Source organism: Streptomyces sp. NPDC001406 (assembly GCF_042895285.1).
Taxonomy (GTDB): domain Bacteria; phylum Actinomycetota; class Actinomycetes; order Streptomycetales; family Streptomycetaceae; genus Streptomyces.
On sequence record NZ_JBIAWG010000005.1, the window covers coordinates 134,034 to 148,115 of the forward strand.

Genomic DNA, 14,082 nt, shown 5'->3' on the forward strand with positions numbered 1-14,082 from the left:
GATTGCACACGGTCTGCCAAAAGCCGTTGTTCGCCAGTTCGACGGCGCAGGGGGGTAAAGAGTTGTACATCTGGCGCTCGGAAATATTTCACCTTGCGTTGGTGCGGGGTTGACCTCGCCATGGAGCACCGAAAAGGCCCGGGCCTCCCTCACGGGACCCGGGCCTTTCCTTCATCCGATGACGTCCGTCACGCCGCCACCGGAACCTCCGGCGCCGCGCCGTTCGTGGCCGGCGACAGGGCCAGTTCCAGGACCTGCCGGACGTCCGTGACGCCGTGGACGTCGAGCTTGTCCAGCACCTCCGACGGGACGTCGTCCAGGTCGGGCTCGTTGCGCTTGGGGATGATCACGGTCGTGACCCCGGCCCGGTGCGCGGCCAGCAGCTTCTGCTTCACGCCGCCGATCGGGAGGACCCGGCCGGTGAGCGAGACCTCGCCGGTCATCGCCACGTCCGTACGCACCAGGCGTCCGGACAGGAGCGAGGCCAGGGCCGTGGTCATCGTGATGCCGGCGCTCGGGCCGTCCTTGGGGACCGCGCCCGCCGGGAAGTGGATGTGCACGCCCCGGTCCTTGAGATCGGCCACGGGCAGCTCCAGCTCGGCACCGCGGCTGCGCAGGAAGCTCAGCGCGATCTGCGCCGACTCCTTCATCACGTCGCCCAGCTGGCCCGTCAGGGTCAGACCCGCCGCGCCCGTCTCCGGGTCGGCGAGGGACGCCTCCACGAACAGGACGTCTCCGCCGGCGCCGGTCACCGCGAGGCCCGTCGCCACGCCGGGCACCGCGGTGCGGCGTTCCGCCGGGTCCTGGGCGGACTCGGGTACGTGGTGCGGCCGGCCGACCAGGGCCCGCAGATCCTCGTCCTTGATCGTGAACGGCAGCTCGCGCTCGCCCAGTTCGTGCTGGGCCGCGACCTTGCGCAGCAGCCGGGCGATGGACCGCTCCAGGTTGCGGACGCCCGCCTCCCGCGTGTACTCGCCGGCCAGCTTGCGCAGCGCGCTCTCGTCGAGGGTCACCTCGTCCTTGCCGATGCCCGCCCGCTCCAGCTGGCGCGGGAGCAGGTGGTCACGGGCGATGACGACCTTCTCGTCCTCGGTGTAGCCGTCCAGGCGGACCAGCTCCATACGGTCGAGCAGGGCCTCCGGGATGGCCTCCAGGACGTTGGCGGTGGCGAGGAAGACGACGTCCGACAGGTCCAGCTCCACCTCCAGGTAGTGGTCCCGGAAGGTGTGGTTCTGGGCCGGGTCGAGGACCTCCAGCAGGGCGGCCGCCGGGTCGCCCCGGAAGTCGGACCCCACCTTGTCGATCTCGTCCAGCAGGACCACCGGGTTCATCGACCCGGCCTCCTTGATCGCGCGCACGATCCGGCCGGGCAGCGCCCCGACGTACGTACGACGGTGGCCGCGGATCTCGGCCTCGTCGCGGACGCCGCCGAGGGCGACGCGGACGAACTTGCGGCCCATGGCGTGCGCGACGCTCTCGCCGAGGCTCGTCTTGCCGACGCCGGGCGGGCCGACGAGGGCCAGGACGGCACCTCCGCGCCGGCCGCCGATCACGCCGAGGCCGCGGTCGCCGCGGCGCTTGCGCACCGCCAGGTACTCGGTGATCCGCTCCTTCACGTCCTCCAGGCCCGCGTGCTCGGCGTCGAGGACGGCCTTCGCGCCCTGGATGTCGTACACATCCTGGGTCCGCTCGTTCCACGGCAGTTCGAGGACGGTGTCCAGCCACGTGCGGATCCACGACCCCTCGGGCGACTGGTCGCTGGACCGCTCCAGCTTGTCGACCTCCTTGAGCGCGGCCACACGGACCTTCTCGGGCAGGTCGGCGGCCTCGACACGGGCGCGGTAGTCGTCGGACTCCTCGGCGGAATCCTTGCCGTTCTCCCCGTTCAGCTCGCGCAGCTCCTTGCGGACCGCTTCCAGCTGACGGCGGAGCAGGAACTCACGCTGCTGCTTGTCGACGCCCTCCTGGACGTCCTTGGCGATGGTCTCGGCGACGTCCTGCTCGGCGAGGTGGTCGCGCAGCTGCTGGGCGGCGAGCTTGAGGCGGGCCACCGGGTCGGCCGTCTCCAGCAGTTCGACCTTCTGTTCGGTGGTCAGGAACGGCGAGTAGCCGGAGTTGTCGGCGAGCGCGGAGACGTCGTCGATGGCCTGGACCCGGTCGACGACCTGCCAGGCGCCGCGCTTGCGCAGCCAGGCCGTGGCCAGCGCCTTGTATTCCTTGACCAGTTCGGCGACGTGGCCCGGCAGCGGCTCGGGCACCTTCTCGTCGATGCGCATCCCCTCGACCCAGAGCGCGGCGCCCGGTCCGGTGGTCCCGGCGCCGATCCGCACCCGGCCGCGGCCGCGGATCAGCGCGCCCGGGTCACCGTCCGCCAGCCGGCCGACCTGCTCGACGGTGCCGAGCACACCCGTGCTCGGGTACGTCCCGTCGATGCGCGGCACCAGAAGAACCTTCGGCTTTCCGGGCTCCGACCGGGCGGCGGCCTGGGCGGCCTCCACCGCGGCGCGTACGTCGGCGTCGTTCAGGTCCAGCGGAACCACCATCCCGGGCAGCACGACCTCGTCGTCGAGCGGCAGCACAGGCAGAGTGAGCGGTGTGAACGCCGTGGACTCAGCAGCCATGATCTCCCCTTCGGCAGTCAAGTTGAGCTATGCCGACTCAATGCACGGGAGCCCTCGGATGTTCCCCCGACCGCGTTCGCTCTGAGCGATCACCAAATCACCCTGCACTACCAGCGGAAACGGGGCTGGGGGCGCGGTTATGCCCTGGGGGGAGGACAGTGGCCGGCCGGCGGGCCCCCTGCGCACCGATCCCTGGCAGCTGAGAAAGCTCCCCCACGCCGCGATCGGCGCCGAGCGCGGGCTCGCCACGCCGCCTCCGGCGCTGCACCCGGACGCCCGGAGGGTCTACACGGACTGGGCCCGCTCCACCGCCCGGACCACGTGCGTGGGCGTGGGCCGGACCGGCCGCACGGCCCGGGCCCGGTGCCGGCGGCGGAGTGCGGGCCACATTGCGATCCCTATCGTCAGCGAGATCAGGTGGCCCCAGTTGGTCATCGGGTCCGTGTACGCGATCAGGTCCTGCAGGAGCATGCCGCCGAACAGTGCGACGACGGGCCAGCGCAGCCAGGGGGTGAGCAGTCCGGCCAGGGCGCCCGTGCTGGCGGCGACGCCGAAGCTGATGCCGTAGTCCAGGCGGTGCAGGGAGCTGCCGGGCAGGTGTCCCGCCAGGACCGCGATCCCGACGGGGACCTCGGTCGCCAGGGTGGCGAGCACATGCCCGAGCAGGAAGACCGTGGCCGCGCGCAGTCCTCCTATGCGCCGCTCCAGCGCGGTGAGGACGACCAGGAAGCACATGGCGTACGGCGACACGACCCCGCCGGCGATCCACAGCGCGCTCGCCAGCAGGACCTGTACGGGGGTGCGCACCAGGTGCGCGACATCGGTGCTGGAGGCCTGGTAGAGGCTGTGCATCAGCCCGGGGGCGGCGTCGGCGGCGATCAGCGAGGTGACCGCGAGCAGGGCCGCGTAGGCGAAGGTGAACGGCGTTCCCGTGGGGGTGGGCAGCAGCCGCCAGGGGTGGAGGGCGCGCAGCCGCCGGGCGAGGAGGCGGTGCGGGGCGGGGAAGGACCCCGCCGGGAAGGACTGTGCGGGGAAGGACTGTGCGGGGACCGGCGCGACGGCCGCCGGCGCGGCGGTCCGGGACCGAAAGGGCGCGGCTGCCGGGATGGCCGCCGCAAGCGCGACCGGTGGGGCGCCGAGTGCGGCACCGTCCGCCATGGCACCGCGCTGGCGCGGCATCCCGTCCAGCAGGTCGGCGAGCCCGGTGGGCGACAGTGCGCTGTCGTCGGAAAGAGGCGTGCCCGGGGGCGGAGGCGAGGCCGTCGTGCCGGCCGTCGCGGTCGGTTCCACGGTGAGGCACTCCTTCCGTCCCGCCCCACCCTTAGCGCCGCACGGGCCCCTGTCTATGACCGACGCCACGCGAGACCCCGATTCACAGGATTTTCTGAGGAACCGATCGACCCACGCTGGGGTTTCGACAGATTCGACAGAAGCGGAAGCGCTCGAACGAGTGATGTGCGCCGACCTGCCCGCCATCCGTAATTTCCGTTGCCGTAAAGCCGTGTTCGTGCAGGATGGGCGCATGGCCGCCACGTACGACACTCCCGTAGTCCTGGACCGGCACGAGGGCCCGCACGGGGAGGTGGTGCTGCGCAGACACGGTGAGTCACTGCAGATCATCGCCAACGGCTGCTTCCTCATGGACACCTCCGACGGGCGCTCGGAGCGGCTGCTGGTCGACGCCGCGTACGACGCCCTGGACGGACGGCCGAAGCCGGACGTGCTGATCGGCGGCCTGGGCGTCGGATTCTCGCTCGCACACGCCGCGGCCGACCCCCGCTGGGGGCGGATCACCGTGGTCGAGCGCGAGCCCGCCGTGATCGGCTGGCACCGCGCGGGCCCGCTGTCCGGGCTGTCCGCCGCCGCGCTCGACGATCCGCGCACCGAGATCGTCGAAGCCGACCTGTTGATGCACGTCAATGAGACTTCCGCCACGTACGACGCCCTGTGCCTGGACATCGACAACGGCCCCGGCTGGACCGTGACCGAGGACAACGACGGTCTCTACTCCCCGGCCGGACTGGCAAGCTGCGCAAGGGCGTTGGCCCCCGGAGGGGTATTGGCCGTATGGTCGGCGCAGCCCTCTCCGGATTTCGAGGGAACCTTGCGGAATGCCGGGTTCCAACAGGTGCGTACCGAAGAGATCCCGGTTGCCCGGGGCGTTCCGGACGCTGTGCACCTCGCCGTACGCCCTGGATAGCGACGGTGCCTCCGGTCCCCGTAATGTGCTTCCCTGACGCGGATCATTCAAGCGTCAATCGCAAACCATGCGCAGACCGAGGAACCACCCCACTGGTTCCGGAAAGCACACTCAGGGGCGGGCGATGGAGCAGACACACACCTCGCACAGCGGTACGGCGGCGGCTACTCCGGGCGCACAGCGCCGGGTGCTGGTGATCGAGGACGACCCGACGATCGTGGACGCCATCGCGGCCCGACTCCGCGCCGAGGGATTCCTGGTGCAAACCGCGGCCGACGGTCCTTCCGCGGTCGACACCGCCGAGGCCTGGCAGCCCGACCTGCTGATCCTCGACATCATGCTGCCCGGCTTCGACGGCCTGGAGGTCTGCCGCCGTGTGCAGGCCCAGCGCCCGGTGCCGGTGCTGATGCTCACCGCGCGCGACGACGAGACCGACATGCTGGTCGGGCTGGGCGTCGGCGCCGACGACTACATGACCAAGCCGTTCTCGATGCGGGAGCTGGCCGCACGGGTGCACGTCCTGCTGCGCCGCGTGGAGCGGGCCGCCATCGCCGCGGCCACGCCGCGCTCCGGCATCCTGCGCCTCGGCGAGCTGGAGATCGACCACGCGCAGCGCCGGGTGCGGGTGCGCAGCGAGGACGTCCACCTCACGCCCACCGAGTTCGACCTGCTGGTCTGTCTGGCGAACACCCCGCGCGCGGTGCTCTCCCGTGAGCAGCTGCTGGCCGAGGTGTGGGACTGGGCGGACGCCTCCGGCACCCGGACCGTCGACAGCCACATCAAGGCGCTGCGCCGGAAGATCGGCGCCGAGCGGATCCGCACGGTGCACGGCGTGGGCTACGCGTTGGAGACCCCGACGCCATGAGCGACGGGCCGGCCGCACGGAGAAGCCCCGGGGAGGAGCCCTGGGGCGGCGTACGTCCGTTCTCGATCAAGACCAAGCTGGGCGCGCTCGTCGTCATCTCGGTACTGATCACCACGGGTCTGTCGATGATCGCGGTGCACACCAAGACGGAGCTTCGCTTCATCACGGTCTTCTCGATGATCGCCACACTGTTGATAACGCAGTTCGTGGCGCATTCGCTCACCTCGCCGCTGGACGAGATGAACGCGGTGGCCCGGTCGATCTCGCAGGGCGACTACACGCGCCGGGTGCGGGAGAACCGCCGGGACGAGCTGGGCGACCTGGCCGGGACGATCAACGTCATGGCCGACGAGCTGGAGGCCCAGGACCGCCAGCGCAAGGAGCTGGTGGCGAACGTCTCGCACGAGCTGCGCACGCCCATCGCCGCCCTGCGGGCGGTCCTGGAGAACGTCGTGGACGGCATCGCCGAGCCGGACACCGAGACGATGCGTACGGCGCTCAAGCAGACCGAGCGGCTCGGGCGGCTGGTGGAGACGCTGCTGGACCTGTCCCGGCTGGACAACGGCGTCGTACCGCTGCGCAAGCGGCGTTTCGAGGTGTGGCCGTACCTCTCCGGCGTGCTCAAGGAGGCCAACATGGTCGCCTCCGCGCGCGGGGGCATGGCGTCGGGCTCCGGGAACCACACGCGGACGGACGTCCATCTGCACCTGGACGTCTCCCCGCCGGAGCTGACCGCGCAGGCGGACCCGGAGCGGATCCACCAGGTGGTGGCCAATCTGATCGACAACGCGGTCAAGCACAGCCCCCCGCACGGCCGGGTCACGGTGAAGGCGCGGCGCGGGCCGCAGCCGGAGTCGCTGGAGCTGGAGGTCCTGGACGAGGGCCCCGGCATCCCGAAGTCGGAGTGGCACAAGGTCTTCGAACGCTTCAACCGGGGAGCCGTCAGCCGCCCGCACGGTCCGGGCAGCGACGGCGGTACGGGTCTGGGGCTGGCGATCGCCCGCTGGGCGGTGGATCTGCACGGCGGCCGGATCGGAGTGGCCGAATCCGAGCGGGGTTGCCGGATTCTCGTCACCCTTCCGGGAGAGCGATCCCTGCCGAGTTGACGTAAAGTTCGAACCGGAGTCACAAGATCCACGAGCGTCCCCACTGACGGACACGTGTGATCAGGGACGGCCCGCGCCCGTGAGGCGCCGAGGCCGTGGCCGACGCATCCCTGCCACAGGCAAACCACGCTTGTTTCCCGCCATATCAACCGCCGAAACGCACTTTCTGATGTGACTTACACGACGATGAACGGGCCCGACCTGACCTTCACCCTCAGGGAGGCGTAGCCTTTATTTCCGCTGTCCATCACCTTGTGAAGCGGAAGAGGGCGGTTGCCGCCGTGTCGCCACAGTCCCCCAGTAACTCGAGTATCTCGACCGAAGACCAAGCCGGGAAGAACCCCGCCGCTGCGTTCGGTCCCAACGAGTGGCTCGTCGACGAGATCTATCAGCAGTACCTCCAGGACCCGAATTCGGTAGACCGAGCCTGGTGGGACTTCTTCGCCGACTACAAGCCGGGCGTCGCTGGCGCCCAGGCTCCGTCGGGTGCTGCGGCCGCGGGGGCCGCAGGAACCACCACGACGGCCGCTCCGGCCCGGCCCGCGGCTCCGGTGGCCCCGGCCGCGCCCGCCGCCCCGGCGCCCGCGGCCCCCAAGCCGGCCGCCGCCGCTCCGGCGCCCGCCGCTCCGGCCGCGCCCAAGCCCGCCGCCGCGGCCCCGGCCGCCAAGCCGGCCGCCGCGAAGGCCGCGCCCGCCACCGAGGCGCCCGAGGGCCCCGAGTTCGTGACGCTGCGCGGTCCCTCCGCCGCGGTCGCCAAGAACATGAACGCCTCGCTGGAGCTGCCGACGGCCACCTCGGTCCGCGCGGTCCCGGTGAAGCTGCTGTTCGACAACCGCATCGTCATCAACAACCACCTGAAGCGGGCGCGCGGCGGGAAGATCTCCTTCACGCACCTCATCGGCTTCGCGATGGTCCAGGCCATCAAGGCCATGCCGTCGATGAACTTCTCGTTCGGCGAGAAGGACGGCAAGCCGACCCTCGTCAAGCCGGCGCACGTCAACCTCGGCCTGGCCATCGACCTGGTGAAGCCCAACGGCGACCGCCAGCTCGTCGTGGCCGCCATCAAGAAGGCCGAGACCCTGAACTTCTTCGAGTTCTGGCAGGCCTACGAGGACATCGTCCGCCGCGCCCGCGACGGCAAGCTGACGATGGACGACTTCACCGGCGTCACGGTCTCCCTGACCAACCCCGGCGGCCTCGGCACCGTCCACTCCGTCCCGCGGCTGATGCCCGGCCAGTCCGTGATCATGGGCGTCGGCTCCATGGACTACCCGGCGGAGTTCCAGGGCACCAGCCAGGACACCCTGAACAAGCTCGGCATCTCGAAGGTCATGACGCTCACGTCGACCTACGACCACCGGGTGATCCAGGGCGCCGCCTCCGGCGAGTTCCTCCGCCAGGTCGCCAACCTGCTGCTCGGCGAGAACGGCTTCTACGACGCCATCTTCGAGTCGCTGCGCATCCCCTACGAGCCGGTCCGCTGGCTCAAGGACATCGACGCCTCGCACGACGACGACGTCACCAAGGCCGCGCGCGTCTTCGAGCTGATCCACTCCTACCGGGTCCGCGGCCACGTCATGGCCGACACCGACCCGCTGGAGTACCGCCAGCGCAAGCACCCCGACCTGGACATCGTCGAGCACGGCCTCACCCTGTGGGACCTGGAGCGCGAGTTCGCCGTCGGCGGCTTCGCCGGCAAGTCGATGATGAAGCTGCGCGACATCCTCGGCGTGCTGCGCGACTCGTACTGCCGCACCACCGGCATCGAGTTCATGCACATCCAGGACCCCAAGCAGCGCAAGTGGATCCAGGACCGCGTCGAGCGCCCGCACTCCAAGCCGGAGCGCGAGGAGCAGCTGCGCATCCTGCGCCGGCTGAACGCGGCGGAGGCCTTCGAGACCTTCCTGCAGACCAAGTACGTCGGCCAGAAGCGCTTCTCCCTGGAGGGCGGCGAGTCCGTCATCCCGCTGCTGGACGCGGTGCTGGACTCGGCCGCCGAGTCCCGCCTGGACGAGGTCGTCATCGGCATGGCCCACCGCGGCCGGCTGAACGTCCTCGCCAACATCGTCGGCAAGTCGTACGCCCAGATCTTCCGCGAGTTCGAGGGCAACCTCGACCCGAAGTCGATGCACGGCTCCGGCGACGTGAAGTACCACCTGGGCGCCCAGGGCACCTTCACGGGCCTGGACGGCGAGCAGATCACAGTCTCGCTGGCGGCCAACCCGTCCCACCTGGAGACCGTCGACCCGGTCATCGAGGGCATCGCCCGCGCCAAGCAGGACATCATCAACAAGGGCGGCACGGACTTCACGGTCCTGCCGGTGGCGATCCACGGCGACGCGGCCTTCGCGGGCCAGGGCGTGGTGGCCGAGACCCTGAACATGTCGCAGCTGCGCGGCTACCGCACGGGCGGCACGGTCCACGTCGTCATCAACAACCAGGTCGGCTTCACCGCGGCCCCCGAGTCCTCGCGTTCCTCGATGTACGCGACGGACGTGGCCCGCATGATCGAGGCCCCGATCTTCCACGTGAACGGCGACGACCCGGAGGCCGTGGTCCGCGTGGCCCGTCTGGCCTTCGAGTTCCGCCAGGCGTTCAACAAGGACGTGGTGATCGACCTCATCTGCTACCGCCGCCGCGGTCACAACGAGTCGGACAACCCGGCCTTCACCCAGCCGCTGATGTACGACCTGATCGACAAGAAGCGCTCGGTGCGCAAGCTCTACACCGAGTCCCTGATCGGTCGCGGCGACATCACCCTGGAAGAGGCCGAGCAGGCGCTGCAGGACTACCAGGGCCAGCTGGAGAAGGTCTTCACGGAGGTCCGTGAGGCAACCTCCCAGCCGATCTCCGCCCAGGCGCAGGCGCCGCAGGACGGCTTCCCGATCGCGGTGCCGACGGCGATCTCCTCCGAGGTCGTCAAGCGCATCGCCGAGTCCCAGGTCAACATCCCCGACCACTTCACCGTCCACCCGCGTCTGCTGCCGCAGCTCCAGCGCCGGACGGCGATGGTCGAGGACGGCACGATCGACTGGGGCATGGGCGAGACGCTCGCGATCGGCTCGCTGCTCCTGGAGGGCACGCCGGTCCGGCTGTCCGGCCAGGACTCCCAGCGCGGCACTTTCGGCCAGCGCCACGCGGTGCTGATCGACCGCGAGACGGGTGCGGACTACACCCCGCTGCTCTACCTGTCCGAGGACCAGGCCCGGTACAACGTCTACAACTCGCTGCTGTCCGAGTACGCGGTCATGGGCTTCGAGTACGGCTACTCGCTGGCCCGCCCCGACGCGCTCGTGATGTGGGAGGCGCAGTTCGGCGACTTCGTCAACGGCGCCCAGACGGTCGTCGACGAGTACATCTCGGCGGCGGAGCAGAAGTGGGGCCAGACGTCCGGCGTCACCCTGCTCCTCCCGCACGGCTACGAGGGCCAGGGCCCGGACCACTCCTCGGCCCGTGTCGAGCGCTTCCTCCAGCTGTGCGCCCAGAACAACATGACGGTCGCGATGCCCACGCTCCCGTCGAACTACTTCCACCTCCTGCGCTGGCAGGTGCACAACCCGCACCACAAGCCGCTCATCGTCTTCACCCCGAAGTCGATGCTGCGTCTGAAGGCGGCGGCGTCGAAGGCGGAGGAGTTCACGAGCGGCGAGTTCCGCCCGGTCATCGGCGACGCGTCGATCACCGACCCGGCGGCCGTGAAGAAGGTCGTCTTCTGCGCGGGCAAGGTCTACTACGACCTGGAGGCCGAGCGGCAGAAGCGCGGTGTCACGGACACGGCGATCATCCGCATCGAGCGCCTGTACCCGCTGCCGGGTGCGGAGATCCAGGCGGAGGTCAACAAGTACCCGAACGCCGAGAAGTACCTGTGGACCCAGGAGGAGCCGGCCAACCAGGGTGCCTGGCCGTTCATCGCGCTCAACCTGATCGACCACCTGGACCTGGCCGTCGGCCCGGACGTCCCGCACAGCGAGCGGCTGCGCCGTATCTCGCGTCCGCACGGCTCGTCCCCTGCGGTGGGTTCCGCGAAGCGGCACCAGGCCGAGCAGGAACAGCTGGTCCGTGAGGTGTTCGAGGCGTAGGTCTCGCGGCACGACAGCGCAAGGGCCCGGCCCCGGAGAGAACTCCGGGGCCGGGCCCTTCCGTCATGTCCTGGGTGCCGGGCCGCTCACGACACCTGGGGCTCGAAGTCCCAGTAGGGCCGGTTGCGGGCGCGTGCCGACAGGGTGTGCACGTGCTGGGGCCCGAGCGTGGCGGCGAGGTCGGACAGCGCCTCCTGCTCCGTCTTCTCGGCCTCCCGGCGGTTGCCGAGCCCGCGCAGATCCGCGGCGTGGGCGATGCGGGCCGTCAGGGTCAGCGGGTGGGTGCGGCCGAGGATCTCGGTGGCGCGCAGGGCGGCGGACCTGCTGAGTCCGGCCGCGGACTCCGTGTCCCCGACCAGGTTGCGCAGGGCGGAGGCGTTGACGGCGCAGCCCACGGTCCAGGGGTGGTTCTCCCCCACGGCCGCGGTCATGTCGGCCATCGACTGCTCGATCAGGGCGTGGGCCTGGTCGCGTTCGCCGACGCTGCGCAGGATGAGCGCGTGGTTGGTGCGGGCTCCGGCGAGGAACGGATGCCCTTCGGCGTGCATGGCCTCGTAGCGCGCGATGACGTACTCGCTGGTCTCCCGTGCCTGGTCGATGTCGCCGTGCTCGCGGGCGAAGCAGCTGTGGCTGATGGCCGCGGCCAGCGTCTGCGGGTCCTTCTCGCCGAGCTTGCGCTCATAGCGCTCCAGTACGCGGGTGAACATCGGACCCGCCTTGCCGCGGTCGCCGATGCGGTAGAGGCACAGGGCGAGGTTGTGCTCGGCCAGCAGGGTCTGCGGGTTCTCGGCGCCCATCACCAGGCGGTACTCGCGCACGTTCTTCGCCTGGACGGACTCCGCCTCGGTGTAGCGGCCCAGCAGCCGCAGATTGGTCGCGTAGTGGATCTCGGAGTAGAGCGTCCACGGGTGACGGTTCTTCAGCAGCTGACGGCGTGCCTCCATGGTCCGCCGGTCGATCTCCAGGCTCTCCTCGTAGCGGCCGAGCAGCCGCAGCGCGAAGCCCAGGTTGTTCAGGGCGTTGAGGGTCCGCGAGTCCTGTTCGCCGAGCAGGTCGCGGTAGGCGGGGTAGAGCCACTCGTACAGCTCCCGCGACTCCTCGTAGCGCCCGAGGCCCCACAGGTCGGCGCCCAGGCCGTTGGCCGCGCGCAGATGGTCCAGGTCCTGCTCGCCGCGCTCCACCCGGAGGTGGTCCACGGCGACGCGCTCGATGGCCTCGGTGCGCCGGTACTCGCCGGCCGCGCGCAGCAGGTTGGCGTAGTGGTAGGTCAGCTCCCAGATCCGCGGATGGGTGTCGCCGAGCAGCGACTTCCACGCGTTCATGGCGCGCTCGCCGAGCTTCATGCCGGACTGGTACTCGCCCGTGAAGTACATGTAGCGCAGACAGTTGAGGACCAGGTTCTGCACGGTCCGGTCCTTGCTGTTCAGCACGTCCGCGTGCTTGAGGTGCGGCACGATCTCCGCGTACTCGTCCCACAGGCGGGTGTCCGTGGCCCGGCCGGGGTCGGCGGCGGCCAGGGCTCTGCGGACCACGTCGATGAACTCGCGCCGGTCCTCGTCGGGCATGTCCTTGTGCACGATCTGGTGCACCATGCGGTGCAGATACAGCGACTCGCCGGAGGAGACCGACTCGTCGCCGGCCGCCTCGTGCGACTCCAGACGTACGACGGAGTACTGGCGGAGCTGGTTGATCGCCTTGTTCCACAGGAGAGGGTCGTTGAGCAACCCGGCGATCTGTTCGGGCAGTTCCTCGTGCGGCATCTCCCGCAGCAGCCGTACGGGGATGAAGCCGGGCGCGAAGAAGGTGCACAGGCGCAGCAGGTCGACGGATTCCGGGACGGTCTCGCGGAGTTTGTTCAGCAGTATCGACCAGGCTGTCTGGAAAGCGACGGGGAAGTCCGCGGAGACCTTGACCACGTCCCCGTCGATGCCGCCCTCCAGGAGCGCGATGTAGTCCTCCACCGACAGATCGGAGTCGTTGAGCCAGCCGGCGGTCTGGTCGAGGAGCAGCGGCAGGTCCTCCAGCGCCTCGGCCAGCTGGTCGGCGTCCTCCTCGCTCAGCCGGGGCGCGCGGCGGCGCACGAAGGCCACCGACTCGTCGCGGGCGTAGACGGGCACCTCCAGCAGTTTGCTGTTGTGCTCGCTCCACTCGGGGTTGCGCGAGGTGATCAGGACATGGCCCGGCCCGGTGGGGACGAGGTCCCAGATCTGGTCGGGTTCGTCGGCGCCGTCCAGGATCAGCAGCCAGCGGGAGTAGGGGTCGCCGCGGCGCAGCGAGTCGCGTACGGCACGCAGCCGCTCGCCGTATTCGGCGCCGGTGGACAGGCCGAGCTTCGGGGCGAGTTCGGCCATCAGCCGGCGGTAGGTCACCCGGCCCTCGGCGTTGACCCACCACACCACGTCGTACTCGGAGCCGAAGCGGTAGACGTACTCGGCGGCGAGCTGTGTCTTGCCGACGCCGGACATGCCGTGCAGGGTGAGGACGCCGGCGCCCGGCTCGGAGCCCTGCAGCAGGTGGTAGGCGTCGTTCAGGAACGGCTCGCGTCCGGTGAAGCGGGTGTTGCGCCGCGGTACGCCGCCCCACACCTCGGGCATGGAGGCCGGGAAGCGCGGTCCGCGCCGCTCGCCCTCGGCCGGCTCCGGGGCCGGGTCGGTCGGCAGGCCGAGCCGGTCGATCAGGCGCCGTTCGGCCTCGTCGGCGCCCATGTTGGTCAGCTGCGCCGGGGCGAGCACGGTGGTGGCGGTGGGTACGGACGCGGTGGTGATCGAGACGGCGGCGAACCGGGACGGGTCGGGGGCCACGACCTCGCGCAGCGCCGCGTTCCACTCCTCGTGGGTGCGCGGGCCGAGTTGGAAGAACCACTCGCTGACGAGGATGAGGATCCGGCCCTCGGCGAGTTTCAGGTCACGCAGCAGGTCCACCAGCGGGACCTCGGCCGGGGAGTCCCAGCGCATGTACACGACCCGCAGGCCACGCCGCTCCAGCCGGTCCGCGATCCAGGCCGCCCAGGCCCGGTTGAATCCCGCGAAGCTGATCGTGACGGTAGGCTTCGCGGTCCCTTTGTCGGCTGCCCCGACCGGCCTACGAACTCCAGACATGCAGCGGCCTCCCCGCACGTAATGTTAGAACCTCGGCGCGGCACCGCGATAGGCGCTGACAGGTATCCGTCGTACTCGCGCGCTTCGGTCACATCTCTTCCCGCAAGCGCAAC

The 14,082-nt window shown here is 70.3% G+C and carries 7 protein-coding genes; 4 read left to right on the forward strand and 3 right to left on the reverse strand.

The features are described 5' to 3' along the window. Positions 1–188 precede the first annotated feature (188 nt). On the reverse strand, positions 189–2,621 hold the full coding sequence (gene lon / locus ACFY1J_RS13645; RefSeq protein WP_390708874.1) for an endopeptidase La: 2,433 nt from the start codon (positions 2,619–2,621) through the stop codon (positions 189–191). A gap of 285 nt (positions 2,622–2,906) precedes the next feature. Further along, positions 2,907–3,911, reverse strand: coding sequence for a rhomboid-like protein (locus ACFY1J_RS13650; RefSeq protein ID WP_390708873.1), 1,005 nt, complete (start codon positions 3,909–3,911; stop codon positions 2,907–2,909). 232 nt (positions 3,912–4,143) lie between these two features. Between ACFY1J_RS13650 and ACFY1J_RS13655 the strand changes: the two genes are divergently transcribed. From ACFY1J_RS13655 to ACFY1J_RS13670, 4 genes are all read left to right on the forward strand, one after another. After that, complete coding sequence (locus ACFY1J_RS13655) at positions 4,144–4,821, forward strand: spermidine synthase (protein WP_390708872.1); 678 nt, start codon at positions 4,144–4,146, stop codon at positions 4,819–4,821. A 124-nt stretch (positions 4,822–4,945) separates the two neighbouring features. After that, a complete protein-coding gene (locus ACFY1J_RS13660) occupies positions 4,946–5,686 on the forward strand; it encodes a response regulator transcription factor (RefSeq protein WP_263212538.1) in 741 nt (246 codons plus the stop codon). After that, positions 5,683–6,792: a sensor histidine kinase gene (locus ACFY1J_RS13665; RefSeq protein ID WP_390708871.1), complete on the forward strand. Its 1,110-nt coding sequence runs from the start codon at positions 5,683–5,685 to the stop codon at positions 6,790–6,792. Before ACFY1J_RS13660 ends, ACFY1J_RS13665 begins: the two co-directional genes overlap by 4 nt. Positions 6,793–7,073: 281 nt before the next feature. After that, a complete protein-coding gene (locus ACFY1J_RS13670) occupies positions 7,074–10,871 on the forward strand; it encodes a multifunctional oxoglutarate decarboxylase/oxoglutarate dehydrogenase thiamine pyrophosphate-binding subunit/dihydrolipoyllysine-residue succinyltransferase subunit (protein WP_390708870.1) in 3,798 nt (1,265 codons plus the stop codon). A gap of 86 nt (positions 10,872–10,957) precedes the next feature. Here ACFY1J_RS13670 and fxsT read toward each other — a convergent pair whose 3' ends face one another. Continuing rightward, positions 10,958–13,969, reverse strand: coding sequence for an FxSxx-COOH system tetratricopeptide repeat protein (fxsT, locus tag ACFY1J_RS13675; RefSeq protein WP_390708869.1), 3,012 nt, complete (start codon positions 13,967–13,969; stop codon positions 10,958–10,960). Positions 13,970–14,082: the final 113 nt, after the last annotated feature.